This window comes from Rubrivirga sp. SAORIC476, from assembly GCF_002283555.1.
In the GTDB taxonomy this organism is placed as follows: domain Bacteria; phylum Bacteroidota; class Rhodothermia; order Rhodothermales; family Rubricoccaceae; genus Rubrivirga.
Genome location: NZ_MVOI01000003.1, coordinates 1777423 through 1801022, shown reverse-complemented (window position 1 = coordinate 1801022; position 23600 = coordinate 1777423). Strand labels below are relative to the sequence as shown.

The following is a 23600-nucleotide window of genomic DNA, read 5'->3' as shown; positions in this document are numbered from 1 at the left end:
ACCCCGACACGTCCCATGACTGCCCCCACCTTCACCAGGGCTGCGTTCCTCTGCGCGCTCGTGCTCCTCGCGTTCCCCGTCACCGCACAGGATCTGGCCACGGAGCCGACTGAGCCTGCCATCGAGGCGCCGACGCGAGTGACCTACTCGGGCCTGCTGACCGACGCCGACGGTGCACCGCTGCCCGACGGCTCGCGGGCGCTCGTCTTCCGTGCCTATGCCTCGGCTGCTGACGCCGAGTCGGGCTCGGCCCCGGCATGGCAGGAGGCGCACGACGTGGCGGTGGTGGGCGGCCGGTTCCTGACGCTGCTCGGCAGTCGGGCGGCGCTTCCGGAAGAGGCCCGCTGGCTGACCGTCTCGGTCGACGGCGCGCCGGCGAGCGCGCCGGTGGCCCTCGGGCGCGAGGCGGACGGTGCGGGCAGTGGCTTTGCGCCGGGCAACACGCTGCAGGACTCGTACGACAACGGCCGCTTCATCACGGTCGCTAACGGGGCACCGCTCCAAATCACCGGAGCGCTGGGCCAGATCGGGTTCATCACGCGCGACGTGACGCCGGTGTTCATCTCCGACCAGCTGATGCGCTTCCGGCTGCGGTCGGTGCAGGGCGGCCGGACGTGGGAGTACCGCGTCTACGGAAACGGGACGGAGCGCCCGGCCGGGACGTTCGCGATCACCGACGCGACCGGGGGCGGGGCGGACGGGTTTGTAATGCTGCCCGGCGTGGGCGAGGATCTGATGACCCTGGACGGGTCCACCGTGAACGTGGGTGCCGCGACAAGCACGGCCGAATTCCGGGTGTTCACCACGCCCAACCCGCTCGACCCGGAGGCCGGCTTCGTCGGCTTCGATGTCCGGAACGACAGCAACACGGGCGGGGAGAGCAACTGGTACACCGAGGATGGCGTCATCCACACGCGCATCGAGCCCGACGGGGGCGGCACGGGTGGGTTCTTTACGGTCGCCAATGGCACCGGTGGAGCCGCCTTCCAGGTCAACGGCAACAACGCCGGTGGGTCCAGGACTACCCTCGGTGTGGGCACCAACCGGTCGCTCTTCGACGACGCTGTAGCGGGCGACGGTTCGGTGATCCTCCCCACCGACGCGGTCTCGGCGGCCGAGACGAGCCAGGAGGCGGGCGCCGCCAACGCGTTCTCGGGGACCCTCGTCACGTTGACGCCCGGGTATCAGGTGCTCCTCTCGCGCACCCTGACGGCCCCGGCCAGCGGCTACGTGATCGCCATCGCGTCCGTCGATGTGCAGTTTGCCCACACGTCGGGCGGGTCGGCCTCGGCCGCCGAGTTCGCGGTCACCACCGACTGCGACGCCTCGCCGACGGCCGGGAGCGCCTCGGACTTCGACATCAGCATCCCGTCCGCCGTCGCGTCAGGGTTCTACAACTTCTCCGCCAGCCCGAGCGGCCTGTTCTCAGTCCCCTCAGGCACGACGACGTTCTGCCTCGTCGGGTCAGAGTTGAATGGGGATGCGACCTCGATCGACCACCAGCTGTCGCTGCTGTTTGTCCCGACGGCGTACGGGACGGCGGTCTCGAACCTGGCCGACGGCGCTGCGTCTGCAGCCGACGGCGAGGGCCCGGCAGGCCGAGCGCTGACGTCGTCCGACATCGCGGCCGAGCGCGCCGCGTCGGTCCGTGACAACGAGGCCCGCATCACGGCCGAGCTGGACGCCCTGCGCGCCCGCCTCGACGCCATCGAGGCCGAGCGTGCGGCCGACGGACAACAGGACGGCCTCCGCTAGTCACGATTCGGCTCCGGTCCAGCGGCCGTGCTCTCCGGAGCGCGGCCGCTGTCGGATCCGGGCGTTCGCCGCTTTCCGGTCGTTTCCAGCGTTCGCAACGACGGAGGTGTCGCCCGGTGGTCAGTTGCGCGGCAGCCAGACCGTCGCCCCCTCCTCGTCGATGTAGCCCACCTTGTTGCCGAGGTAGACCGCCGCGAGGCCGCCCGCGAAGTCGTTGACCTCATCGAACTCGGGCGCACGGAGGAACGAGCCGTCAGGACGGACGAACGTCCACAGGCCGTCCATCTTGACGGCGGCGCGGCCTCCCTTGAAGGCGCGGGCGCCCTGGAACTGCGGCTCGATGACGCGCACCCCGTCGCCGTCGACGAACTCCCAGGGGTTCTCGGTGCGCACCGGCGCGCGGCCCTCGCGGTAGTCGCCGGCCGAGATGAACGTCTGGCCGTCGCCGAGGCGCTGGTCCCGGGTGTCGATGTAGAACCAGCGCTGGCCCTGCTTGACGGCCGCGCGGCCGTCGGAGAAGTCGCGTGCGTCGTCGTAGACGGCCGGGATCACGACCGCACCGGTCCGGTCCACGTAGCCGACCTTGCCATCGCGTCGGAAGAGGGCGCGGTCGTCGTGAAGGTCGCCCAGCTCCTGGAACGTGGGCGGCACCACGATCTGGCCGTCGCGGTCGAGAAAGCCCCACTGGCTCCCGGTCGTGCGGATGCGCGCGCGTCCCTCCGAGAAGTCGCCGGCCTCGTTGAGGTACGGGTTGATGAGGAAACGGCCCTCCGTGTCGACGAACGCGAACTTGCCGTCGATCTTGACGCGGACGCGCCCTTCGCTCGGAGCGAGCGCCTCGTCGGCCTGGACCGAGAACGCGACCTCGCCGTCGGTGCGGTAGTAGTCCCAGACCTTGGGGCTGCCCTCACGCCGCGCCGGGGTGAGGCCCTCGGCCCCCGCACGGGCGTAATTGTACCCGTCGAGGGTCACCGCCACGCGCCCGGATGCGTCGATCAGCACGACCGTGCCGTCCTGCCGGGCAGGGAACAGGCGGGCGCTCGAGTCGGCGTCGTCGCCCCCGAACGTGTCGCACCCGGAGGCGAGGACGAGGAGCAGGAGGAGGGAAAGAAGCGGACGCATGGAGAGGAGAGGCTGCGAGCCAGGAGGAAGACGCGGGTCAGCGAGTGGGCTCCCAGACGACGGCGCCGTCGAGGTCGATGTAGCCGACGCGCAGGTTGTTGCCGCTGCCCGTCGTCACCTGCGCCAGCCCGCCGCGGAACGGCTTCGCGGTCGAGTAGGCCGGGCTCGTGATGATCAGCCCGTCGTCGCGGCGGACGTACGTCCAGCGGTTGCTGAACCGGACCGCCGCGCGGCCTTCCGAGAACGCACCCGCCGACGCCAGCGTCGGCTCGACCACGAAAGCGCCGTCGCGGTCGATGAAGCCGATCTTGTCGTCCACGCGGACCGCTGCGACGCCTTCCGAGAACGGCTCGGCGGCGTCGAACGTCGAGTTGATCGCGATCCGGCCCTGGCGGTCGGCATACTTCCAGACCTCGCTGCCCAGCTCACGGACGGGGGCCAGGCCCGCCTCGGAGAACGCGCCGGCTTCCTCGAAGGCGGTCGCGAAGGCGAAGGCTCCGCTCCGGTCGATGTAGCGCCAGCCCTCGGCCGTCTGCACCGCCGCGAGTCCCTCGGCGAACGGCCCGACGGCGGCGAACTGGAGGTCCACGGCGAGCGCGCCGTCCTCACCGACGTAGCCCCACAGGAAACCGCGGCGGACGGCTCCTCGCCCATCGGACAGGGGCTCGGCGATGTCGTAGCCGGCTTCGCCCACGCGCCCGCCCGTCTCGTCGATGTAGAACCAGCCCTCGGCGGCCGAGCGGACCGGCGCGAGGCGTCCCTCGAACCGACCCGCGGCCACGAACTGCGGCTCGATGGCGACACGCCCGTCCGGCCGGGCGTAGCCCCAGTCGGCGCCCTGGCGGACGACCGAGAGCCCGCCGACGACCTCGTCGGCGAAGTCGAACGACGGCGTGCTCACCAACCGGCCCTCGCTGTCGATGAAGCCCCACTGGCCCTCGAACAGGACCGGGTATCCGTCGACGGAGGCGGTGTCGCCGCCGCCGAAGGCGTCGCAGGCCGGGAGCAGGAGGACGAGCGCGAGAAGCGAGAGGAAGCGAGTCATCAGCGGACGACGGTGAGGGAGACGGTCCGCGCGTCGCGCGGCGTGCGCAGGCGGACGAGGTAGAGGCCGGCCGCGAGACCGGCGGTGTCGAGCGGGAGTGCCGTGTCGCCTGCGGGCAGCGTGCCGTCGGCGAGGACGCGGACGGTGCGCCCCTGGAGATCCACCACCTCGACCCGGACCGCGGCCGGTCCGTCGAGGGAGACCGCGACCCGCGCGTGCCCGGCCGTCGGGTTGGGGCCGACCGAGAGGCGGAGCGAGCCCGCCTCGGGCGGCGCGGTGGTGCTGACCGGACCGGCACCGGCCACCAGCCCGTCGAGGACGGAGAACCCGCCGCCCAGCACCGACGCCGTGTCGGAAGCGCTCAGCCCGAACCAGCCGCCGAGCAGGCTCGCGTAGACGCGCCGGAAGTCGACTGACATCGGCAACGCGCTTGCGTTCTGGGGGAGGCTGTCGAGGATCGGTCCGGGACCCTCGCCGTAGAGCCCGCCGCCGACGCCGGGGCCGAAGAGGAGCATCGGCGACGCCTCGGCGTGGTCGGTCCCCCCCGCCCCGTTCTGGCCGATGGTCCGCCCGAACTCGGAGAAGGTCATCGTGAGGACCCGGCTCGCGTCGGCGCCGAGGTCGGCGTTGAAGGCGGTCACGGAGTCCGCGATCTGACGCAGCAGGCCCGGCTGACGGCTGAGCTGGTTCGAGTGTGTGTCGAAGCCGCCGATGGAGACGGCGTAGATGCGCGACGGCAGGCCACCCTTGATGAGCCGTGCGACGGAGGCCAGCGAGGACGCGAGACTGCCGCCGGGGTAGTTCGCCCCGCCGTCGTTGCTTCCTGCCTGGGACGCGTCGTAGACCGCCTGGCGGTAGCGGAGGCCCGAGTTGTAGATCTCGCGCACGAACCGCAGCTCGTCGCCCGCCAGCGTCGCGGGAACGTCTGACTCGTCGTAGTACTGGCCCGTCTGCGCGAGGCGGTCGAACTGGTCCGGGTTGGAGAAGCTCATGCCCAGCGCTCCGGCCGAGCCGCGCGTCAGCAGCGACGACGCGCCGCCGATCCGGATCGCGACCGGGTACTCCAGCGGGTCCTGCGTGTGGCCGGGGAACATGCGGTCCACGGTTCGCCCCGTCCACCCGTCCGTGCGGACCTCGTTGTGGTTCGACGCCGATGCCCAGATGTCGGTCGAGCGGAAGTGCGAGCGGTTGTGGTTCGGGTAGCCCGCCGAGTGAATCACGGCGAGATCGCCCGCGCCCCACATCGGGTCGAGCGAACTCATCGCGCCGTTGAGGCCGTAGTCCTCGTCGAGCGTCATCAGCGACGACGCGGCCTGCCCGATGGTCGGGCGGCGGCGGTAGTAGGCGTCGCTCGTGTACGGGACAACCATGTTGAGCCCGTCGTTGCCACCGCCGAGCTGGATGATGACGAGCACGCGGTCGGTCTCGGCCTGTCCGAGCGACTGCAGCAGCGGGGTGTGCGACGACGCCCGGACGGTTCGCGCGTTCGCGCCGTGGCCGATCAGAAAGGCCCCGGCCGCCGCCGTGGTGGCGCTCGTCAGGAAGTCGCGTCGGCTCCAGGCCGCGTGGTCGCGGTCGTGGTCGCGCCCGTAGTCGAGCGAGATGGCTCGGCGTGGCGGCGCGTGGTGGTGGTGGTCGCACATGGGGAGGACGGTGTGGGGCGTCGCAGAGAGCGTGCTCGGGAGATGCGTGATGCGTGACTCTCCGGCGAGAGCACCGAGGCCGAGCGAGAGGATCACGCATCACGCATCAGACCAACTGGTATTCCGGCAGGTTGACGAGGGCGGCGAGGAGCTGGCGCAAGCGGTCCCGCGCGATGGGCTCCGACGAGACCACGATCTCGGTCCAGAAGCCCTGCCGCTCCTCGCGGGTGTACGACATCGGCACACCGTCGAGGACGGTCTGCTCGGCGAGCTCGTCGGCGGCAGCGTCGGTCAGGGGGACCGCCAGCAGGTGGGCGGCGAGGTCGCGCGTGAGGCGGTACGGGTCGAAGCGGTCCGAGAGCTGCTCCACGAGCGGCAGCGGGTCCACCTCGGGGAAGGGGCCGTCGCCGAAGATGGCTGCCTCCGAGATGCCGCGGCGCTCCGGAATGGTGCCGGTCGTGACCCAGGCGCGGTACTCCAGCGGGTCGTCGTAGCCGGGCCAGCCCTCCACCGACGGCGGGTTGAGGACCTCCTGCCCGAGCGACTCGCTGACCTCGCGGAACTGCTCCAGCACGTCCTGCGACGGTGTCAGGCCGAGCTCGCGCTGCAAGCCGACCAGCAACTCCATCGGCGTCTTGAGCCGCGCGCCGACGACGGAAGGGTCGTGGAAGTGGGCGCTCGACAGGAGCGCCTTCAGCGCCGCGGGGACGTCGAAGGCGGTCTGGACCAGCACGTCCGCCAGCGCGGCCACCACACCGGCGTTCGGGACGGGATGGACGAACCACGCGTACAGCTTGCCTGCCAGGAAGTGCGCCACGGACGCCCCGCGCTCCTCGAAGATGAGGTCCACGAGGTCGTCGTGGTCCCACCGGCCGCGGCGGCCGAAGATGGTTTTGAGGCCGTTGTCGTAGCGACTGCCCTGGAAGCGGGCGCGGACGTTGGCATCGTCGATGGTCCAGCCCGTCAGCGCGCGGGCGGCCTCGACGATCTCGCCCTGGGTGTAGTTGGGCGAGCCGTCGGGGGCGGTGAGGCCCATCGAGAACAGCTCCAGGATCTCGCGGGCGTAGTTCTCGTTGAGGTTGCCCGCTTCGTTCTGCTCGTTGTCGAGGAAACGCAGCATGGCCGGCCGCGTGCCGATGCCCTGGAGAAGCGGCCGGAACGGACCGACGGCGTGCTCGCGAAGGAACGTCAGGTACTCGACGGCAAACGCGGCGTGGCGGTAGACCTCGTGACCGGTCGCGAAGTGGTCGTGCCAGAGCAGCGCCAGCTTTTCGCGGAGTCCGCCTGCGGCCATCTCGGTGTACCACGCCCGCTGCCACTCGTAGACGCGGAGGGTGTTGAGGCCGTTGTCGGACGTGATCGTCCCCGCCCACCCGGGCGCGTCGGGCAGAGGTCGACTGGCCGCCTTGTTGACGAGAGCGCTGGCCGCTGCGCCGGCCGAGCCTGCCACCAGCGCAGACACCACGTCCTGCCGAGAGGCTCCGAAGTGGGTCCGGCGGACGAGGTGGGCGGCCTGCGTCGGTGTCCACGGCCCGGTGTAGGGCGTGAGGTCGGCGACGAGGGCAGCGTGCCGGTGCGAGGCCGGGCGGGCCGGACTCGTCGAGCGCGTCAGGAAGGCGCGGCGGTGCATCGCGGTCGGGAGTGGTGGGAGCACGGCCTGTCCGTACCTCCAGTAAAGCTATCGGCCGCTTCCGCGCACTCTTGATCACCGGCCGGGGTCGGGAGTCACCACGCTCCATTTCTGGGCAGTGCAGATCGCCGAAAGGATCCTCCTGCGCCTGGATTCGACGGTCCGTGCGGCCGCACCCCTCAGGTCAGGCGCTCATCCTCAGTCAATCCTCAGCGCGACCGGTTACCTCGGCAGCCGGCCCGAGGCAGTCGAGACGGTGCGGAGGTGTGTAGGCCGACCTCTCATTCTCGTCGTGGCGGCCTGCGAGACGTGAGAACTTGCGCCGTCGCGTCGTCCTCACTGCCCTCCCCTCTCGCGCCTCATGGAAGCCACCTTCACCCACGATCAGGTCCGCACGTACTACGGCCAGACCCTCCAGGCCACGACGGACCTCAAGACGACAGCGTGCTGCTCGGACGAGGCGGTCCCGGAGCATCACAAGCCGATCCTCTCGCTGCTGCCGGACGAGGTGATGAGCAAGTTCTACGGCTGCGGCTCGCCGATCCCCCCCGCGCTGGAGGGGATGACGGTCCTCGACCTCGGCTGCGGCACCGGCCGCGACGCGTTCGTCGCCGCCGCGCTGGCCGGCCCGACCGGGCGCGTGATCGGGGTCGACATGACGGAGGAGCAGATCGAGGTCGCCCGTCGCCACCAGCAGGCGGTCGCCGACGCGCTCGGCCACCCGACGCCGACCACCGAGTTTCTGCTGGGCACCATGGAGGACCTCGCCGCGCTCGGCATCCAGGAAGGCTCCGTGGACGTCGTGATCTCGAACTGTGTCCTTAACCTCGCGCCCGACAAGGCGCCCGTCTTCGCCGAGATCGACCGCGTGCTCAAGACCGGCGGCGAACTCTACATCTCGGACGTGTTCGTGGACCGTCGCCTGCCCGAGGCCGTCCGCAGCGACGAGGTACTGGTGGGCGAGTGCCTGGGTGGCGCGCTCTACACGGAGGACTTCCGCCGCATGATGGCGGACCTGGGTTGGAAGGACGTCCGCACGGTGACCGAGCGGCCCATCGAGGTGGAGGATGCCGACCTGCGCGACCGGCTGGGCAACGCTCGGTTCTCGTCGGCCACGATCCGTGCGTTCAAGCTGCCGGACCTGATCGAGGACCGCTGCGAGGACTACGGCCAGGTCGCTATCTACCGCGGTGGCGTCGAGGGGCAGCGGCACGCGTTCATGCTGGACGACCATCACCTGTTCGAGGCCGGCCGCCCGATGCTCGTCTGCGGCAACTCGGCCGCGATGGTACAGGACACGCGCTACGGCCGGTTCTTCGACGTGCTCGGCGACCGCTCGACCCACTTCGGCTTGTTCGACTGCGAGCCCGCTCCGTCTGCCGGCGGTGAGGCTGCGGCCGGCTCCTGCTGCTGATCCACCCCGTCTGCCTCGAAAGCGTCACCGAGGCGGGCCAGGGATGACGGAGGTCGGCAGGTGGAGGCCGTCGGCGAGGTTGAGGAAGCGGTCGTGGAGGTCGGCCCGGCGCTGGCGGAGGCCGTCGAGCTGGTGGTGGTGGCGCCAGCGCGCGATCCGGACGCGGAGGCCGCGCCACGCGCCGACTGCGATCTCGGAGTAGAGCAGTGCCGCCACGCCGCCCGCGATGCTCAGCGCGGCGACTCCGAGGCCGACGATCACCGGCGTGTCCGGCAGCCCCGGCATCAGGGTGTGCATCTTGACGACGCCGAGCCCGGCCAGCACTCCCGCGATCGCCCAGGCGAGCGGGAAGAGGACGAGCCCGCCGAAGATCTTGACCGTCGCCGTGTCCTTTTCGGCCTTCGACGCGAGCCGCGCGAGCCCCTTCAGCAGCCAGTACGGCGGCGTGTTGACGAGGAAGCCGATGACGAGCAGCGGCGGCAGCAGCAGCACGACGGCACTCGCCTGGAGCACAGCGCCCGCCACCAGAACGCTCGACCCCAGCCGCGGCGGGCGGTCGAGGTCGGCATCGTCCAGCCCGAGCTGGCGGAGAGACTCGTGGTAGGTGGTGATGTCACGGCGCAGGGCCTCGATCTCCTCCGGGTGTGTCTCGGTCCGGATCTGGTACCCCTCCCAGATCTGCGCGAAGCCAGTCGTACGAGAGACGACCGTTTCCGGAGCGACGTGCTCGCCGCGTCGTCGGGCGGCTTCGCAGGCGATCAGTGTCCGCGCCCGGTGCATGAGCGCATGGAGCTCCCACGACGCGGTCGGGTGAACGGCCCGTTCGAGGGCGTCTTCGATGGCCTCAGTCAGCCGGTGGGCCGCGTCGGCGCCAGACTCGGCGGCCGGAGCATCGAGGCCGAGAGCGTCGAGGTCGAGGGGCCGGTGGAACGCGACCAGCACGTCGGTGCGAAAGGTGTCTTTGTCCTCATAATGCAAGCCGACCGGGACGACGACCGGCGGCGGCTGGCCAGGAGGCGTCTGCTCGCGCGCCTGGAGGTAGAGACGCGCCGCCCCGGCTCGGATCTCGGCGAGGTGCGGCTGGTCGTGACTGGTGCCCTCGGGAAACAGCGCCGAGAACGAGCCGCCCGCGATCTCCTCGGCCAGCGCGCCCAGGCTTCGAGCATTCGCAGCGCGGCGCTCGTCAGGCGACATGCCCTCCTGGTCGATGGAGCGGTAGATGGGCACCGTCCCCAGGCCGCGCATCATCGCTCCGACGACTGGCCAGCGAAGGAGCCCATCCCGCGCGCCGAACACGATGCGGCCTGGGACCGTCGACAGGATGAGGGCGGGGTCGATAAGCCCGTTCGGGTGCCACGCGACGAGCAACCCGCCACGGTCCGTCGGCACGTGGTGGGTGCCCGCGACGGCGACCTTGCGGAAGAACAGCCGGACGACGGCCCGAACGATCCCTCGGAGGAGGCGGTACTGAAGCGGAAGAGCGGCGGCGTCGGGCATCCCCAAGACTACCACCGCGTCACGACCGGCTCTAGATCAGGCCGGAGTCGCGTGCGCACGCAGCGAGGGCCTCGCGCTGGGCGTCCGTAAGCGACCGTGGCACGGTCACCTGCACCTCCACGAACAGGTCGCCCCGGCGCGTGGCCGTCTCAACCCCCTGGCCGCGCAGCCGAAGGCGCTCGCCCGGCTGGGTCCCCGGCGGGATGTGAACCTTCATCGTCTGGCCGTAGGCGTTCGTGATCGACCGGGTCGTGCCGAGGATGGCCTCCAGCGCCGATACCGTCTCGATGACATGGAGGTTGTCTCCTTCGCGTCGGAACCGCGCCACCACGTCGACGCGGAACGTCACGTACAGGTCGCCGTGGTCGCCCGCCGAGCCGACGCGCCCGCGGTTCCGCACACGGACCTTCAGGCCCGAGCGGACGCCCTTCGGGACGGTCAGCCGGACGGTTTGTCCATCGGCCAGTCGGACCTCGGTGGTGCCTCCGCGTAGCGCCTGGTCGAAGGTCAGCTTGACCTGCGCCTCGACGTCGGCACCGCGGACGGGCCTCGTGGCAGAACTCGGCTCGTCACCGAAGAACAGCGCAGTGAGCGGGTCATAGCCCTCGACCGGCTCGAACGGCCACCCGACGTTCGGCTGGACGCGACCGTCGAGACCACCGCCGAGATTGCCGAGGGCAGCGTGGCGGACGTGATCGTACTGAGCACGCCGTGCCGCGTCTGACAGCACCTGATAGGCGCGTTGGATCTGCTTGAATCGCTCCTCGGCCTCCGGGTCGTGCGGATTGCGGTCGGGGTGAGAGTCCCGTGCCAGCGACCGATACGCCCGCTTGATCGCGTCTGGCGACGCGGTCTCGGGGACACCGAGCAGGTGGTAGTAGTCGGTAACTTCAGGCATCGGGGAAGAGCGGCAGACCGGTGATCGGTGCGCGTCCAGTGGGACGACCGTCACGTGGTCATGGATTCCCCGATACAGACTCTATGCCAATCCTCTACGCCGCGACGTGATGACACCCCGACCGATCCGCAAACTGCTCGTCGCCAACCGCGGGGAGATCGCCGTCCGCATCCTGCGGACCTGTCGCGAGCGGGGCATCGCGACCGTGGCCGTCTACTCCGATGCCGACGCCGACGCGCTCCACGTCCGCCTCGCGGACGAAGCTGTGCGCATCGGCCCGGCCCCATCGTCGCAGTCGTACCTCGTCGTGGAGAACGTCCTCGACGCGGCCCGCCAGACCGGCGCCGACGCGGTGCATCCGGGCTACGGCTTCCTGTCCGAGAATGCGGCCTTCGCGGAAGCGTGCGAGGCGGCCGGGATCGTGTGGGTCGGCCCGCCGCCCGCGGCGATCACGGCCATGGGGGACAAGACGGAGGCGCGCAAGCTGATGGCTGGGACATCGGTCCCGATGGCACCCGGCACGCCCGACGCCATCGACGACCCGGCCGAGGCGGAGCGCATCGCCGGCGAGATCGGCTACCCGGTGCTGGTCAAGGCCGCGGCGGGCGGCGGTGGGAAAGGGATGCGTGTGGTCGAGCGTGAGGAGGACTTCGCGGGGTCGTTCGAGCGGGCTCGGAGCGAGGCCCAGAGTGCCTTCGGTGACGGGCGCGTCTACATCGAGAAGTACCTCGTGGGGCCCCGGCACGTCGAAATCCAGGTCCTGGCGGACGCTCACGGGCAGGTCGTCCACCTGTTCGAGCGGGAGTGTTCGATCCAGCGGCGCCACCAGAAGGTGATCGAGGAGGCGCCCTCGGCCGTCCTCACGCCGGAACTCCGGGACGCGATGGGCGCGGCGGCAGTCGAGGCCGCCCGTGCGTGCGACTACGTCGGCGCCGGGACGGTCGAGTTCCTGCTCGACGCCGACCGCAACTTCTACTTCCTGGAGATGAACACACGGCTCCAGGTGGAGCATCCGGTGACGGAACTCATCACGGGCCTGGACCTCGTCGCCGAGCAGATCCGGATCGCCGAGGGTGAACCGCTGGGCTACGGGCAGGGCGACCTCGCGATCTGGGGCCACGCCATCGAGTGCCGGGTTTACGCCGAGGACGTGCCCGCGGGCTTCCTCCCCGCTCCCGGTCCCCTGCTCCGGCACCGTCCGCCGTCCGGCCCCGGCGTCCGGGTGGATGCGGGCGTCGAAGAGGGGGACGAGGTGCCCGTCCACTACGACCCGATGGTGGCCAAGCTCTGCACCTGGGGACGGACGCGAGACGAGGCGATCGCGCGGATGCGTCGTGCCCTCGACGAGTACGACGTGGCAGGCATCCGCACCACCATTCCGTTCTGCCGGACCGTCATGGATCACTCCGCCTTTACGTCGGGTGCATTCGACACAGGCTTCGTCGGCGAGCACTTCCAGGCGTCGGATCTGGCGCCGTCCCCGGAAGCCGAACGGACGGCGCTGCTGGCTGCGGCCCTCGCCCGCCTCGGCACGCCGCCCGAGGCGGCCAGCGAGACTGCGACCCGAGCAACGGTCCCCGCCAGCCGGTGGGCTCGGCGGAGGCACACGGGGGCGTAGCCGGATCCCTCGCCCATCGCCCTACGTCCTAGCCTTATGTCGCTCACCACCCGCCAACTCGACGAGGTCCGCCAGCGCTTCCTCGCCTTCCTCAAGGAACGAGGCCAGCGCCGGACGCCCGAGCGTCTCGCCATCCTGGACGCGCTCTACGCCACCTCGGATCACATCGACGCCGATACCCTGTACGCCCGCCTCCTCGCGGACGGCGTCAGCGTCTCCCGCGCGACGGTGTACAACACGCTCGACCTGCTCATCGAGTGCGACCTCGTCGTCCGGCACCAGTTCGGACAGCAGCAGGCCAAGTTCGAGCGTGCCTTCGCCTACTGGCAGCACGACCACCTGATCTGCCTCGACTGCGGGGAGATCCTGGAGTTCTGCGACCCACGCCTCCAGGAGATCCAGGAGACCGTCGCCGATATCTACGGGTTCGAGGTCGCGCGCCACGCGCTGACGGTCTACGCTCACTGCCGCCGGGAGGCGTGCCCGAGCAAACCCGAGGCTGCTGCGGCATGACCATCACCGTCGTCGATGCCTTTGCGGATCGCCCGTTCTCCGGCAACCCGGCGGCCGTGTGCATTCTGGATACCCCTGCCCCGGACGCCTGGATGCGGGGGCTCGCCAGCGAGATGAACCTCTCGGAGACGGCGTTCCTGACTCCCGGTCCCGACGGTGCCTTCGGACTCCGCTGGTTGACCCCTGAGGTGGAAGTCGACCTGTGCGGCCACGCCACGCTCGCGAGCGCCCACGTCCTGTTCGAGTCTGGCCGCCTCGCGCCCGACGCCGAGGCACGGTTCGACACGAGAAGTGGTCGGCTCACGGTCCGGTGCATAGGCCAGGACACCTATAGAATGGACTTTCCCGCGACGCCGCCCACCGTGGCGCCTGCGCCGGACGGCTTCGAGGAGGTGTTCGGGACCACGCCCGTGTGGACCGGCCGGACACCGTTCGACGTGTTCGCCGTCCTGGCGGACGAGATGGCCGTCCGCACACTCGCCCCGGACCCAGCTGCCGTCGCCCGCCTTGGGGCCCGTGGCGTCATCCTCACCGCTCCGGCCGACGCCTCGACCGAGGCGGACGTGGTCTCGCGCTTCTTCGCGCCGGGGTCTGGCGTTCCGGAGGACCCAGTCACGGGCTCCGCGCACTGTGCCATCGGCCCGTACTGGGCGGAGCGGCTGGGGCAGAGCGAGCTCGCCTGCTACCAGGCGTCGCGGCGAGGCGGAATGGTGGGCGTCGAGGTGCTCGGCGACCGCGTCGCGCTCACGGGCCGCGCCCTCACCGTTTACCGCGCCGAACTGGCGCCTGCTGCCCGCCCATGAGCCGTTCCGTCCTGATGACGCCCGAGCGCGTCCGCCGCACCGTGACCCGCCTCGCCTACGAGGTGATCGAGCGCAACCGGGGCGTCGACGGACTGCTCGTGTTCGGGCTGAAGACGCGAGGCGCTGCCCTCGCCGACCGCCTCGCCGACGCACTCGCCGAGGCGTCTGGGGAGGGGATCGAACGCCACAGCCTCCACATCGCCGGGTTTCGCGACGACCGAGACGGCGAGCCTCTGCCTTTCCCCACCGACGCCCCCAGCGCAGAAGGCCGAGACGTTCTCCTTGTGGACGATGTGCTGTTCACCGGACGCACCATTCGCGCCGCGCTGGACGCCATCCTCCAGTACGGCCGCCCGCGCACGATCCGCCTGGCCGTCCTGATCGACCGGGGCCACCGCGAGGTCCCGGTCCACCCCGACTTCGTCGGTCGCGTCGTCCCGACCAAGCACGCAGAGCGGGTCGTCGTGGACCCGAGCGAGCCGGCGGTGTACCTGGAGGAGTAGCAGAGTCTTCTGTCCGATTGCCAAAGGAGGACTTACATCGGACGATCGGAGGACGTCAGAGGCTCAGTCGCCGCCGCTCTCTGTATAGATGCGCACTTCCTGCCCCGGGCTCAGGCGCTCGCCCCGAGCAGGCTCCTGACGCGTCACCTCCCCCTCGACCGCCCGAGGCGAGTCGACCCAGAGCTCCGCTTCGCTGATCGCAGCGCGTGCTTCCTCGACCAGCATCCCGGTCACATTGGGAACGGTCACCTGGCGGCCGCTCTCCACACCGGGGCTGATCCACAGCGTAACGCGTGTTCCGACCGGCACGCGGCTGTCAGCCGCCGGCTCCTGGCGGGTGACCGTGTTCTCATAGGGGGTCCGGAGAGTGTCCATCTCGACACGGTCCACCACGAGGCCGCGATCCCCGACGTCCTCCCTCGCCTTGCCTTCCGACAGCGAGACGACGCGCGGCACCACCACCAGTTGCTTCGGACTGACGTTGACGTAGTAGTAGATCCGCCGCCCCGGCTTGACAGTCGTCCCAGCCGACGGACTCTGATCCACCACCACGTCCGCCGGGACGTTGGGGTTGTAAGGCTGCTCCTGCTCCTCCCAGTCGAGTCCGGCGAGCAACAGAGCACTCTGGGCATCCTCCGGGGTGAGCTCCTTCACGTCTGGCACCTGCACGGCGGCGTCGTGACGCGTCCAGATCGGCATGACAGCCGAGTTGAAGAGGAGGGCGAACACGATGAGACCGACGACGATCACAACGAGGCCGAGCCAGAAGGCGCGGTCGCCCAGAACAGACAGGATGCCACCGCGGTCAGAGCGAGCCATATAGAGGGAGGAGAGAAGGGAGCCCCGGAACCCGGCGCGTGTCCTTAAAGATAGCGGAGCAGAGTCCGGACCCCTCACCCTCACACACCCCTCACTCCCTCTCCTCCGCGTGTCCATAGACACGGGCCGGAAGGGTGCCTATCATGGGTCTCCGCAGCAGGGATAGCGTCGTTCGCGACTCGCCCCGCTGCTCTGTTCTCTACCGGATGACGGATCCACGAGGGTCGCAGCCGAACGGGCGAAGGGTTAGTGAACCCGCCTCCCGGTCCTTGCGGCCTCCCGGATTCACCCGTACCATGGGCTCCCCTCGAAAGAGGAGCAGGAGCTTCGCCGACCGGCACTCGCCGGGTCTACAGATCGCAAGAGAAGAGACGACGAAGCACTTGACAGCCCACTACGGATTCCGTAGATTAGCAGGACGCCCCGGAGGCAAGGCTGGTTCGCCAGCTTGACTTCACCGGCACCGTTCATTGAGAGATTGGAAGCATAGCGAGCCCTCGTCGGCCGCTCTCCACTGGTTCACCAGTTGGAAGCGACCAGACGAGAATAAGTCAACCCGGAGTGCTTCGGCACTCCAAACAACAAGCTCAACAGCACGCTGTACCCGAGAGGGTATGGCAATCGATCCCTGGCTTCATCTTCGGATGGAACAGGAGATCAATCTCTCTACTATGGAGAGTTTGATCCTGGCTCAGGACGAACGCTGGCGGCGGGCTTAACACATGCAAGTCGAACGAGAAGCCGGGTGCTTGCACCTGGTGGAAAGTGGCGCACGGGTGAGTAACGCGTAGGCAATCTGCCCTCAGGCGGGGAATAACCACGGGAAACCGTGGCTAATACCACATAACGTCGGAGGTCCGCATGGACCACCGATCAAAGGCTTCGGCCACCTGAGGATGAGCCTGCGTCGGATTAGCTAGTTGGTGAGGTAACAGCTCACCAAGGCGACGATCCGTAGCGGGTCTGAGAGGATGATCCGCCACACTGGCACTGAGACACGGGCCAGACTCCTACGGGAGGCAGCAGTGAGGAATATTGCGCAATGGACGAAAGTCTGACGCAGCCACGCCGCGTGCAGGAAGACACCCCTCAGGGGCGTAAACTGCTTTTATACGGGAAGAACACCTCCTTCTAGGAGGTCTGACGGTACCGTACGAATAAGGACCGGCTAACTCCGTGCCAGCAGCCGCGGTAATACGGAGGGTCCAAGCGTTGTCCGGAATCACTGGGTGTAAAGGGTGCGCAGGCGGGCGTGTAAGTCAGGGGTGAAAGCCACCGGCCTAACCGGTGAACTGCCCTTGATACTGCACGTCTTGAGTCCCGGAGAGGCTATCGGAATTCGTGGTGTAGCGGTGAAATGCGTAAATATCACGAGGAACACCTGATGCGTAGGCGGATAGCTGGACGGGTACTGACGCTCAGGCACGAAAGCGTGGGGAGCAAACAGGATTAGATACCCTGGTAGTCCACGCCGTAAACGATGGATGCTCGATGTTGCACCGCTTCAGGTGCAGTGTCTAAGCTAACGCGTTAAGCATCCCACCTGGGGAGTACGATCGCAAGGTTGAAACTCAAAGGAATTGACGGGGGCCCGCACAAGCGGTGGAGCATGTGGATTAATTCGATGCAACGCGAAGAACCTTACCCAGGCTCGAACGCTACCGGACAGGCCCCGAAAAGGGCCCTTCTTCGGACTGGTAGCGAGGTGCTGCATGGCTGTCGTCAGTTCGTGTCGTGAGATGTTGGGTTAAGTCCCGCAACGAACGCAACCCCTATCGCTAGTTACCAGCGGGTAATGCCGGGGACTCTAGCGAGACTGCCTGCGCAAGCAGTGAGGAAGGTGGGGACGACGTCAAGTCATCATGGCCCTTACGCCTGGGGCTTCACACGTGCTACAATGGCCGGTACAATGGGCAGCCACTCCGCGAGGAGGAGCGAATCCACAAAGCCGGTCTCAGTTCGGATCGGAGTCTGCAACTCGACTCCGTGAAGCTGGAATCGCTAGTAATCGCGTATCAGCAATGACGCGGTGAATACGTTCCCGGGCCTTGTACACACCGCCCGTCAAGCCATGGAAGTTGAGGGCGCCCGAAGTCCGTGACCCAACCTTAGGGAGGGAGCGGCCGAAGGTGAACTCAGTGACTGGGGCTAAGTCGTAACAAGGTAGCCGTACCGGAAGGTGCGGCTGGATTACCTCTCACAGAGCTCGACGCTCCTCTGATCGCAGCCTCGCGCTGGCGGTCGACATGGGCTCGCTATGCTTCTCTCTCTCAACGTCGGCACCACGGGGTGTTCAATGGCAGTTCACGGGTAGGCTCTTTGGGGCTCCCTATGTTCTGTCCCCGGACGGTTCGCCGCCCACGAGGCCTTGGCCTTTGTTCTTTTAGACCGTTGTTGGTCCGCTCCCACCGGAGCGACCGTCCAGCCTCGCTCCCCGGAGCGTGATGCGGGACTGTAGCTCAGGTGGTTAGAGCGCACGCCTGATAAGCGTGAGGTCGGAGGTTCAACTCCTCCCAGTCCCACCGCTGGCTTGCTGCTCGCAGCAACCAGTCACGCTTATCGGGGCCATAGCTCAGTTGGCAGAGCGCCTGCTTTGCAAGCAGGATGTCGGGGGTTCGAATCCCTCTGGCTCCACTACCTGACACCCGATCCTCTCAATGGGATCACGACCGAAAGGTCAGGGTGGCAGACTGGCAAATCTCTTCGGAGATGACCCGGACGGTTCTTTGACGTGTTGATAGCCGTAGCAAAACTGCATCAGGGTCGAACCTGACGCTGGCTAGTCCTTCGGGGCGCTGGCAGATGGTTCGTCTTGCTGAGAAAATAGCATCGAGCGTCTGGATGAACTCCAGAACGAACGTAGACTCATACGAGGTCGCATCAAGCGACTAAGAGCACACGGTGGATGCCTTGGCACAAGAAGGCGATGAAGGACGTGATAAGCTGCGATAAGCCGCGGGGAGAGGCAAATACTCTACGATCCGCGGATTTCCGAATGGGAAAACCCAGCAGGCTGAAGGCCTGTTACCTGCATCTGAAAACATAGGATGTAGGGGCTAACCCGGGGAACTGAAACATCTAAGTACCCGGAGGAAGAGAAAACAATAGTGACTCCCTAAGTAGTGGCGAGCGAACGGGGATTAGCCCAAACCGGTAGCATTTCGGTGCTGCCGGGGTTGTAGGACCTGCGTACGGTGATCTGCAAGCAGAAGTCGAGGTGGCCTGGAAAGCCACACCATAGAGGGTGATAGTCCCGTAGGCGTACAGCGAGCAGCACCGCAGGCACCTGAGTACCACGGGACCGGAGAAATCTTGTGGGAATCTGCCAGCACCATCTGGTAAGGCTAAGTACTCTCTTGTGACCGATAGCGAACTAGTACCGTGAGGGAAAGGTGAAAAGAACGCCTAGTAGGCGAGTGAAATAGTACCTGAAACCGTGTGCTTACAACCAGTCGGAGCCCGTTTATCGGGTGACGGCGTGCCTTTTGCATAATGATCCTACGAGTTACTCTTCACTGGCAAGGTTAAGGTGTTCAGCACCGAAGCCGAAGCGAAAGCGAGTCTGAATAGGGCGTACAGTCAGTGGAGGTAGACGCGAAACCAGGTGAGCTACCCATGGCCAGGTTGAAGCGCGGGTAAGACCGCGTGGAGGACCGAACGGGTGTCTGTTGAAAAAGGCTCCGATGAGCTGTGGGTAGGGGTGAAAGGCCTATCAAACTTGGAAATAGCTCGTACTCCCCGAAATGTATTTAGGTACAGCGTCTCTCCAAAGTGTGCCGGAGGTAGAGCACTGATTGGACGCGGGCCCTTCACCGGGTACCAACTCCAGACAAACTCCGAATGCCGGACACATGTTCAGAGGCAGTGAGGGCGCGGGTGATAAGATCCGTGTCCGAGAGGGAAACAACCCAGATCGACAGCTAAGGCCCCCAAGTCCATGCTAAGTTGACCAAAGGAGGTCGGACTGCTTAGACAACTAGGATGTTGGCTTAGAAGCAGCCATTCATTTAAAGAGTGCGTAATAGCTCACTAGTCGAGCGGTCCGGCATCGAAAATGTATCGGGCATCAAGCATGGCGCCGAAGCTTCGGATTCTACTACGTAGAGTGGTAGGGGAGCATTCCAGCGACGCCGAAGCCGTACCGTGAGGTATGGTGGAGTTTCTGGAAGAGAAAATGTAGGAATGAGTAACGATAAGACAGGAGAGTAACCTGTCCGCCGTAAGCCCAAGGGTTCCTGTTCAACGTTAATCGGAACAGGGTTAGTCGGGACCTAAGGCGAGGCCGAAAGGCGTAGTCGATGGCAAACGGGTTAAATATTCCCGTACCTCCCAAAGGCGTTAACCTAAGGTGTGACGCAGAAGCGTAAGGCTCGCGACCCGACGGAATGGGTCGTTGAAGTACGTAGGCCGGAGCGGTAGGCAAATCCGCTGCTCCACATAGGCTGAAATACGACAGTAGAGGAATCCGCAAGGTGAACTCACAGTAGCCCCGAGCACACTGCCGAGAAAAGCATCGTAGGTTGTCAAGGGAGCCCGTACCGTAAACCAACACAGGTGGGCGAGGAGAGTATCCTCAGGCGCTCGAGTGATGCGCGGTCAAGGAACTAGGCAAATTGGTCCCCTACGTTAGCAATAAGGGACGCCACCCTCTGGGTGGCCGCAGTGAAAAGGCCCAACCGACTGTTTAGCAAAAACACAGCTCTCTGCCAAGTCGCAAGACGACGTATAGGGAGTGACACCTGCCCGGTGCTGGAAGGTTAAGGAAGGAGGTTAGCTCTTCGGAGCGAAGCTTTCGACCGAAGCCCCAGTAAACGGCGGCCGTAACTATAACGGTCCTAAGGTAGCGAAATTCCTTGTCGGGTAAGTTCCGACCTGCACGAATGGTGCAACGAGTTGGGCACTGTCTCGACCGCGCGCTCGGTGAAATTGTGGTCCCGGTGAAGACGCCGGGTACCCGCAGCGGGACGGAAAGACCCCGTGCACCTTTACTACAGCTTAGCATTGACATTGGCCAAAACGTGTGTAGGATAGGCGGGAGGCTTTGAAGGGGCGTCGCCAGGCGTCCTGGAGCCACCCTTGAAATACCGCCCTCGTTTTGGTCGATGCCTAACCCACGGCCGTGATCCGGTCGGGGAACAGTGTTAGGTGGGTAGTTTGACTGGGGCGGTCGCCTCCTAAAATGTAACGGAGGCTCCCAAAGGTGCCCTCAGCACGGTCGGTAATCGTGCGTAGAGTGTAAAAGCACAAGGGCGCTTGACTGCGAGACATACAGGTCGAGCAGGTACGAAAGTAGGGTTTAGTGATCCGGCGGTTCCGAATGGAAGGGCCGTCGCTCAAAGGATAAAAGGTACGCCGGGGATAACAGGCTTATCTCCCCCAAGAGTTCACATCGACGGGGAGGTTTGGCACCTCGATGTCGGCTCATCGCATCCTGGGGCTGGAGAAGGTCCCAAGGGTTGGGCTGTTCGCCCATTAAAGCGGTACGCGAGCTGGGTTCAGAACGTCGTGAGACAGTTCGGTCCCTATCTGCTGCGGGCGTTGGAGAATTGAGTGGAGCTGTCTTTAGTACGAGAGGACCGAGACGGACTGACCTCTAGTGTACCAGTTGTGTCGCCAGATGCATTGCTGGGTAGCTACGTCGGGAAGGGATAAGCGCTGAAAGCATCTAAGCACGAAGCCCACCACGAGATGAATTCTCCCTTGTAGGTCGTTCGAGATGAGGACGTTGATAGGCACTAGGTGTACGCACAGCAATGTGTTCAGCCGAGGTGTACTAATTACCTACTAGAGCTTGAAGCACTCCACCTCGTACGACTGTACGTACGTGACGAAGTGATTCGAGACGCTCGATAATGTTTACGAACGAGAGGCATGGTTCGCCATGCCACCCGATGCAGTTTTGCTACGGCTATCCGCACGTCACCGATTTCTTGGTGACTATAGCGCGGGGGTCCCACCTCTTCCCATTCCGAACAGAGCCGTTAAGCCCCGCAGCGCCGATGGTACTGCCATTAGGTGGGAGAGTAGGTCGTCGCCAAGTCCCTGTGAGCCCCGTCGCTTCTCGAAGCGGCGGGGCTCTCTTTGTTTAGCTCCCTTCGCTATTGGTGTGAGACAGCACATCGGAGAGGATCTGGAGGTGTTGGTCCTCAATGGTGCGGCGTCCGTCTACTACCACGATTCGATCTGGGCTGGAGGCTGCCAATTCTCGATAGGCTGAAATGACGCGGTTGAAGAACGCGGTGCCGCTGGCTTCCATTCGGTCCTCGCCACTCGTGCCACGACGAGTTGTGGCGGTGTCGAGGTCCAGATCAATCAGGTAGGTCTGATCAGGAGAGAGCCCTGCCGTTGCGAAGGCATGGAGGCGAGGCATCCACGCCTCGTCCAAATCACGCCCTGCTCCCTGGTACGCTGTTGACGAATCGAAAAAGCGGTCGGCGATGACGGTGGCCCCGCGGTCTAGAGCGGGCTGGATCACCTCCACGACCAGCTGAGCGCGGGCAGCAGAGAAGAGAAGGAGCTCGGCGCGGGGATCGATGGCTGCGGATGAATCCAGCAGCAGAGAACGTACCTGCTCCCCCAGATGAGTCCCCCCAGGCTCGCGGACTTCGACCACAGTATGGCCGCGGCTACGGAGGGCCTCTGCGAGCAGGCGAGCCTGGGTCGTTTTGCCCGACCCGTCGATGCCTTCGAAGCTGATAAACATGCGTCTGGTGCTGGAAACGGTGAAATGGAACCTCTGGCCGTCCGGTCGTAAGAGGGGGACAAGACCGCGCGAGGATCTCGCAGGACATTGCATCCCCAGCGGGGCCCGGCTATACTAGCGCCGACGGGGTGGAGCCTCGGTGTCCCCGTCCGTCCCCCACCTGTTGCAGAGCCTCGCGCTCGACCGCGAATGTTCGACTTCGAGTTCGACGACCCCATCGACGGTGATCGGTCGGACGACCTGATCGAGTCGTATGAAGCGCATCTCCGCGATGGCGGGGCGGCTTTTTTCGACGTGGATGACTTGGAGTACATCGCGACTACGTACTTCGAGACCGGCCGGATAATGGAGGCGCTCGGCGTGGTCGATGTCCAGATCGAACGGTCGGCTGGATCGTCGGACCCATGGATGCGACGCGGGGTGTTGCTGAACCACCTCGACCGGCATGAGGAAGCGTTGGAGGCTTACGACGAGGCACTGGCCCTCAACCCCGTCGACGCGGAGACGCTAATCAACCGCGGCATCACCCTGGACACGCTCGGACGGTCCGAGGAGGCCCTCTCTGATTTCGAGAGGGCGCTCGCCTTCGATCCCTTGGCGTCGGACGCGCTGTTCAACCGTGCCATCGCGCTCGAGAAGTTGGACCAGTTCGAAGAGGCGGCGGCGGCGCTGGAGGCCTGCGCTGAGACCGACCCGGAGCATCCGGAGGTGTGGTACGAGCTCGGCTTCTGCTACGACCAACTCGACCGACTCCAGGACAGTGTCGAGGCGTACGACCGCCAGATCGAGGTGGACCCGTACGCGCAGAACGCGTGGTACAACCGCGGGATCGTTCTCAACCGCCTCGGCAAGTATGAGGAGGCCGTGTCGTCGTACGACTTCGCCGTCGCGATCGACGATGGGTTCACCTCGGCGTGGTACAACCGCGGAAACGCCCTCGCCAACCTCGGCGAGGCACAGGGAGCGGCCGACAGCTACCTTAAGGTGTTGGAACACGAGGAGGGGGACGCCGCGACCTACTACAACCTCGGCCTCGCGTACGATGACCTGGGCGACTACCCTGCTGCCGTCGACTACTTCCGCCGGGCGGTCGCGGACGATGCCGACTACGCCGACGCGTGGTACGGGATGGGCTGCGCGCTGGACGGGCAGGGGCTGTACGCGGAAGCCCTGACGGCCTTCGCGCGCGCCATCGGACTCGCACCGGAAGAGAGCGAGTACTGGCACGCTCGCGCCGACACCGAGTACAACGCCGGCCATCTGGCTGAGGCACTCCGGGCCTATTCCCACGTCGTCCAGCTCGATCCTTCGAACACCGACGCGTGGCTGGACCTGGCGGAGACTCGTCTGGAGGCGGGCTTGCGCGCCGAGGCACTGGACGCGTTTTCGCAGGTGGTCCAACTCGACCCGACCTCATCGGAGGCCCACCTTCGGCAGGCCTGGGCACTGGCGTCGATCGGGCAGCGCGAGAGCGCGGTCCGGTCCTTCCGGCGTGCTGCCGAACTGGACCCGTCGCGTGCCGAGGAGATTCGCCGTGCGTACCCGGACCTGATGGGGGGGGGCGACACCCGGACCGGCGGCCTCGGACGGGGCACGGCGGGCGACGAGCGATAGGTGGAGACTCCGACGGCGTCGAC

At 66.4% G+C, this 23600-nt stretch carries 15 protein-coding genes, 2 tRNA genes and 3 rRNA genes; 12 read left to right on the top strand and 8 right to left on the bottom strand.

Features of this window, described 5'->3' with window-relative positions; genetic code table 11:
* The first annotated feature begins 15 nt into the window (after positions 1 to 15).
* Positions 16 to 1755 carry a hypothetical protein gene (locus B1759_RS09310; RefSeq protein ID WP_095514731.1) on the top strand — a complete coding sequence of 580 codons (1740 nt, stop codon included), beginning with the start codon at positions 16 to 18 and terminating at the stop codon, positions 1753 to 1755.
* Between the two features lie 120 nt (positions 1756 to 1875).
* On the opposite strand, the gene B1759_RS09305 is transcribed toward B1759_RS09310, so the two are convergent.
* The 4 genes from B1759_RS09305 to B1759_RS09290 are packed head-to-tail and all read right to left on the bottom strand — an operon-like array spanning position 1876 to position 7219.
* Positions 1876 to 2877 carry a WG repeat-containing protein gene (locus B1759_RS09305; RefSeq protein WP_095514730.1) on the bottom strand — a complete coding sequence of 334 codons (1002 nt, stop codon included), beginning with the start codon at positions 2875 to 2877 and terminating at the stop codon, positions 1876 to 1878.
* Between the two features lie 37 nt (positions 2878 to 2914).
* Positions 2915 to 3922, bottom strand: a complete 1008-nt coding sequence (locus B1759_RS09300) for a WG repeat-containing protein (RefSeq protein ID WP_095514729.1) — start codon at positions 3920 to 3922, stop codon at positions 2915 to 2917.
* Positions 3922 to 5661, bottom strand: a complete 1740-nt coding sequence (locus B1759_RS09295) for a DUF1501 domain-containing protein (protein WP_095514728.1) — start codon at positions 5659 to 5661, stop codon at positions 3922 to 3924. Before B1759_RS09295 ends, B1759_RS09300 begins: the two co-directional genes overlap by 1 nt.
* A 10-nt stretch (positions 5662 to 5671) precedes the next feature.
* On the bottom strand, positions 5672 to 7219 hold the full coding sequence (locus B1759_RS09290; protein ID WP_095514727.1) for a DUF1800 family protein: 1548 nt from the start codon (positions 7217 to 7219) through the stop codon (positions 5672 to 5674).
* Between the two features lie 337 nt (positions 7220 to 7556).
* On the opposite strand from B1759_RS09290, the gene B1759_RS09285 reads away from it, so the two are divergent.
* On the top strand, positions 7557 to 8609 hold the full coding sequence (locus tag B1759_RS09285) for a methyltransferase domain-containing protein (protein WP_095514726.1): 1053 nt from the start codon (positions 7557 to 7559) through the stop codon (positions 8607 to 8609).
* A 24-nt stretch (positions 8610 to 8633) separates the two neighbouring features.
* On the opposite strand, the gene B1759_RS09280 is transcribed toward B1759_RS09285, so the two are convergent.
* Both B1759_RS09280 and B1759_RS09275 read right to left on the bottom strand, forming a co-directional pair.
* Positions 8634 to 10106, bottom strand: a complete 1473-nt coding sequence (locus B1759_RS09280; RefSeq protein WP_095514725.1) for a 1-acyl-sn-glycerol-3-phosphate acyltransferase — start codon at positions 10104 to 10106, stop codon at positions 8634 to 8636.
* Between the two features lie 31 nt (positions 10107 to 10137).
* Complete coding sequence (locus B1759_RS09275; protein WP_095514724.1) at positions 10138 to 11004, bottom strand: DnaJ C-terminal domain-containing protein; 867 nt, start codon at positions 11002 to 11004, stop codon at positions 10138 to 10140.
* A gap of 109 nt (positions 11005 to 11113) precedes the next feature.
* On the opposite strand from B1759_RS09275, the gene accC reads away from it, so the two are divergent.
* From accC to pyrR, 4 genes are read left to right on the top strand one after another with little or no spacing between them, the layout of a single operon-like run.
* Entirely contained in the window at positions 11114 to 12622 is a 1509-nt protein-coding gene (gene accC / locus B1759_RS09270) for an acetyl-CoA carboxylase biotin carboxylase subunit (protein ID WP_095514723.1), read from the top strand.
* Between the two features lie 36 nt (positions 12623 to 12658).
* Entirely contained in the window at positions 12659 to 13135 is a 477-nt protein-coding gene (locus B1759_RS09265; RefSeq protein WP_095514722.1) for a Fur family transcriptional regulator, read from the top strand.
* Complete coding sequence (locus B1759_RS09260; protein WP_095514721.1) at positions 13132 to 13938, top strand: PhzF family phenazine biosynthesis protein; 807 nt, start codon at positions 13132 to 13134, stop codon at positions 13936 to 13938. Before B1759_RS09265 ends, B1759_RS09260 begins: the two co-directional genes overlap by 4 nt.
* Positions 13935 to 14441 carry a bifunctional pyr operon transcriptional regulator/uracil phosphoribosyltransferase PyrR gene (gene pyrR / locus B1759_RS09255; RefSeq protein ID WP_095514720.1) on the top strand — a complete coding sequence of 169 codons (507 nt, stop codon included), beginning with the start codon at positions 13935 to 13937 and terminating at the stop codon, positions 14439 to 14441. The genes B1759_RS09260 and pyrR overlap by 4 nt, the downstream gene beginning before the upstream one ends.
* 63 nt (positions 14442 to 14504) lie before the next feature.
* Here the strand turns inward: pyrR and B1759_RS09250 are convergent, their stop codons facing one another.
* Positions 14505 to 15260 carry a PASTA domain-containing protein gene (locus B1759_RS09250; RefSeq protein ID WP_158225190.1) on the bottom strand — a complete coding sequence of 252 codons (756 nt, stop codon included), beginning with the start codon at positions 15258 to 15260 and terminating at the stop codon, positions 14505 to 14507.
* Between the two features lie 668 nt (positions 15261 to 15928).
* Here B1759_RS09250 and B1759_RS09245 point away from each other — a divergent pair.
* From B1759_RS09245 to rrf, 5 genes are all read left to right on the top strand, one after another.
* A 16S ribosomal RNA gene (locus B1759_RS09245) occupies positions 15929 to 17461 on the top strand.
* Between the two features lie 247 nt (positions 17462 to 17708).
* Positions 17709 to 17782: transfer RNA gene (locus B1759_RS09240), tRNA-Ile, on the top strand.
* Positions 17783 to 17821: 39 nt separating this feature from the next.
* Positions 17822 to 17894 (top strand) — tRNA-Ala (locus B1759_RS09235).
* Positions 17895 to 18138: 244 nt separating this feature from the next.
* Positions 18139 to 21059, top strand: a 23S ribosomal RNA gene (locus tag B1759_RS09230).
* A 130-nt stretch (positions 21060 to 21189) separates the two neighbouring features.
* Positions 21190 to 21300: ribosomal RNA gene (gene rrf, locus B1759_RS09225) — 5S ribosomal RNA — on the top strand.
* Together the 16S, 23S and 5S rRNA genes with 2 tRNA genes alongside form the textbook arrangement of a ribosomal RNA operon.
* A gap of 45 nt (positions 21301 to 21345) precedes the next feature.
* Here rrf and tmk read toward each other — a convergent pair.
* A complete protein-coding gene (tmk, locus tag B1759_RS09220) occupies positions 21346 to 21963 on the bottom strand; it encodes a dTMP kinase (RefSeq protein ID WP_095514718.1) in 618 nt (205 codons plus the stop codon).
* A 189-nt stretch (positions 21964 to 22152) separates the two neighbouring features.
* Between tmk and B1759_RS09215 the strand changes: the two genes are divergently transcribed.
* Positions 22153 to 23577 carry a tetratricopeptide repeat protein gene (locus B1759_RS09215; protein ID WP_095514717.1) on the top strand — a complete coding sequence of 475 codons (1425 nt, stop codon included), beginning with the start codon at positions 22153 to 22155 and terminating at the stop codon, positions 23575 to 23577.
* The last annotated feature ends 23 nt before the right edge of the window (positions 23578 to 23600 follow it).

What these genes read in the sequence shown, in the direction of transcription:
- B1759_RS09305 (WP_095514730.1), bottom strand. Translation starts at nt 2,877, where the DNA reads ATGCGTCCGCTTCTTTCCCTCCTCCTGCTCCTCGTCCTCGCCTCCGGG.
- B1759_RS09265 (WP_095514722.1), top strand. Translation starts at nt 12,659, where the DNA reads ATGTCGCTCACCACCCGCCAACTCGACGAGGTCCGCCAGCGCTTCCTC.
- B1759_RS09280 (WP_095514725.1), bottom strand. Translation starts at nt 10,106, where the DNA reads ATGCCCGACGCCGCCGCTCTTCCGCTTCAGTACCGCCTCCTCCGAGGG.
- B1759_RS09260 (WP_095514721.1), top strand. Translation starts at nt 13,132, where the DNA reads ATGACCATCACCGTCGTCGATGCCTTTGCGGATCGCCCGTTCTCCGGC.
- B1759_RS09215 (WP_095514717.1), top strand. Translation starts at nt 22,153, where the DNA reads ATGTTCGACTTCGAGTTCGACGACCCCATCGACGGTGATCGGTCGGAC.
- B1759_RS09275 (WP_095514724.1), bottom strand. Translation starts at nt 11,004, where the DNA reads ATGCCTGAAGTTACCGACTACTACCACCTGCTCGGTGTCCCCGAGACC.
- tmk (WP_095514718.1), bottom strand. Translation starts at nt 21,963, where the DNA reads ATGTTTATCAGCTTCGAAGGCATCGACGGGTCGGGCAAAACGACCCAG.
- B1759_RS09310 (WP_095514731.1), top strand. Translation starts at nt 16, where the DNA reads ATGACTGCCCCCACCTTCACCAGGGCTGCGTTCCTCTGCGCGCTCGTG.
- B1759_RS09285 (WP_095514726.1), top strand. Translation starts at nt 7,557, where the DNA reads ATGGAAGCCACCTTCACCCACGATCAGGTCCGCACGTACTACGGCCAG.
- pyrR (WP_095514720.1), top strand. Translation starts at nt 13,935, where the DNA reads ATGAGCCGTTCCGTCCTGATGACGCCCGAGCGCGTCCGCCGCACCGTG.
- B1759_RS09300 (WP_095514729.1), bottom strand. Translation starts at nt 3,922, where the DNA reads ATGACTCGCTTCCTCTCGCTTCTCGCGCTCGTCCTCCTGCTCCCGGCC.
- accC (WP_095514723.1), top strand. Translation starts at nt 11,114, where the DNA reads ATGACACCCCGACCGATCCGCAAACTGCTCGTCGCCAACCGCGGGGAG.
- B1759_RS09250 (WP_158225190.1), bottom strand. Translation starts at nt 15,260, where the DNA reads ATGGCTCGCTCTGACCGCGGTGGCATCCTGTCTGTTCTGGGCGACCGC.